The following is a 2,714-nucleotide window of genomic DNA, read 5'->3' on the forward strand; positions in this document are numbered from 1 at the left end:
TCGCATATTATGAAAAACCCGCTTTACCGTTAAGGGTACTACCGGAAAATGACGAAGTAAGGGTCATTGTCGTGTACCGGATCGAGCTTAAAAACGGAAAAGTCGTACAGGGGTGGTTTACGCCAGACCCTGCCGAGCAGTTCTCGAATCCGTATTTGGCCATGGGGAATAATCCGGTGATGTATGTGGATCCGGATGGGGAGTTTATTTTTACGATTGCTGCATTAATAGCGGCCCCTTTTACAGCAGGTGCTTCATTAGCACTTTTGCCTTATACGATTGGTGCGGACATAGGTGTGTGGCAAGGGGGATCCATTGCAAATGGTACTGCAAACCCTTTTCAATGGGATTACAGTTCAGGCAAAACATGGGGCTACATGGCTGGTGGTGCTGTGGTAGGTGCGGCAAGCGGCGGAGCTGCAAATGCTGTTGCAAATTCAGGAATGGCATTTGCCAATACCGCGGCTATTGCGACAGGTTCTTTCATCAATAGTTTTGGTACGGCTTTATATACCGGTGGACAAACGGATGTTAGTATTAGTTTTGGTGCAGCATCATACAACTTTACTCAAAATGAATGGGGATATCTGGGTAAAAAAGGAAATTCCACCATGGAAAATATAGGATATGGACTGGGAGCATTGACCATTGCCAGCGACTATGTAGACTGGAAATCTGCTTGGAATGTCAAGCACCGAAACCCCAACGATGAAATAGTGAATACTAAATTAGGAAAAAAAAGAAACTATTTAGGGCCAACTAAAGGAAGCCCCTACGAACGTTTTAAGGCTGGCGTAACGCCTACAGATAATTTGGATTGGGGGGCATTTTATCATGATGGCATTTATTACGACAATGGTGCAAATGGATTTTCAGGAGCATTGTTAAACAAAACTGTTATGCAAGCAGATTTAAAATTGGCATCAACCGCAATAAGCACTATACGCAATGGCTCACCGATAGGTGGCATGCTGGTAGGCGGAGCTTTTTATGGCATCTACGGCTTAAAAACCGCCATAAGCTATTCCTATCTTTATCCTTATTCATGGTTAAATCAGTAGTGATGATGAAACAGATTTACTATATTCTACTATGTTGCATGGCGTTGACGATAATGGTTGCCTTCGAAGGCAAGTCGAATAAGCCGTTTATGACAAACGATGCGGCCATGTCCCTTGATGGTAATTATGTCTTATTTACCTACTCGTTGAAAAAACGAACAGGGCTGTTTAAGTTGGATTTGAAAACGGGTGACGTCAGCATGTTAGTTCAACCGGTTCCGGGATACTTGCGCTCGCCCATATATTCAACCGACATGGAAAGTATCCTGTACTTAACAACTGAGGAGGTAAAAAAAACATGGAAGAATGCAATTTACACTACTGATGTAAAAGGACATCATAAAAAAAAAATATTTGAGTGTCAAGCAAATATTATTCGAGTCACTTTTGGAATAAATGAACGGCGTATATATTTTACAACGGCTTCCAATGTCGGAAATTCAAGCCCTTTAGTAAAACCCTATCCAAGGGGGAACATGGATATATTTTCAATCAACCTTGATGGAGGTGACATAAAAGCGGAAACTGATTTTGATGCTTACGTGATTGGCAGCGATTTGGCTTTCGATAAGTCAGGAAAGTTTATCTATTTTCAAAAGATCGAGCTAAATCGTGAACTTTTAAGTGCACAAGAAATCCCTGACTCAAGGGTTCATCATGATAATTGCGGCCCTTTTAGGTGGAATATAGAAAAACAAGAACTTAAATCTTTGGTACCTATTAATTATCAAGAGCTTTACCTAATTGATCAAAATTTCTTTTTTGCAGATTTTGTTCAACCCGTTCCTGATTACAGCGATGAGTCCATTTTTCTGATTTCTGCAACCGCGGTTTATAAGATGGATATGAGCACAATGGAGGCGAGATTGTTTTATCAGCAAAAATCGGAAGAAGTGAAAAACAAGTATCGGGTGATGTACTGGTCACCCATCAGAAATTCAGCGGAATACCTGATGCTTAAACAAACCGGAAAAAATGAAAACGCTTTTTTTGTTGTGAACCAAAATGGGGAGGTGGTGAAAAAGATAGTGCCTAATATGAGTAATTTTATGACTTCGTTTACTAAGTAGAACGCCAAAATTTCCCGACAGCCGTAGAAATGGGCAAGAGAAGTGAGAGCAGCTTTTGTACCATTGTTGGATAGAAATATACTCTTACGAATTACTATTTGTTTGCCCCTTTGACACCCAGAAGATGAAAAGGATTGTACCACTTTTGATTATATTTTTACTTACAGGTTGTTGGGTGAAAAGAGATTTGATGATTTATCAATCTGTCAATAAAGGACAATTGAATAAAGCCGATTATCAGATTGAATTTAAAATTGTAAAGGATTATAAGCATCGCACTTTCCCATTTGTATTCATTGAAAAGTCAGGAAAGCGAAATAGTTGGTTAGTAAGTGCATCATTCAGAACTTCACAAAAAGAATTACAGTCAATTTCTATGAATGTGACTATTACTAATAAAAATGGCGAAGTATTATATGAAAAAAAGAATAGAAAAGTTGATTTGATTGATTTTGAAGACTATCGTGCTAAAGTATTTGATTTTGGCACTTTTGAAAAAGAAATAGCAACTAATTTACAAGATACTCTAATTGCAGCTTACGAGATTAATATTCAAAACAATATTGCAACACAATCAATTGTT

2 protein-coding genes and 1 pseudogene are annotated in these 2,714 nt (G+C 38.7%); all 3 read left to right on the forward strand.

The window, feature by feature from the left end; all coding sequences use genetic code 11:
• Nucleotides 1-1,061 (forward strand): annotated as a pseudogene (locus G3O08_RS20505) (hypothetical protein); the annotation flags it as partial.
• Between the two features lie 2 nt (nucleotides 1,062-1,063).
• On the forward strand, nucleotides 1,064-2,131 hold the full coding sequence (locus G3O08_RS20510; protein WP_163287319.1) for a TolB-like translocation protein: 1,068 nt from the start codon (nucleotides 1,064-1,066) through the stop codon (nucleotides 2,129-2,131).
• Between the two features lie 124 nt (nucleotides 2,132-2,255).
• The coding region (locus tag G3O08_RS20515; protein WP_163287320.1) for a hypothetical protein at nucleotides 2,256-2,714 on the forward strand (459 nt) is incomplete at its 3' end.

Origin of the sequence: Cryomorpha ignava, assembly GCF_010686655.1 — a bacterium.
GTDB classification, from domain to species: domain Bacteria; phylum Bacteroidota; class Bacteroidia; order Flavobacteriales_D; family Cryomorphaceae; genus Cryomorpha; species Cryomorpha ignava.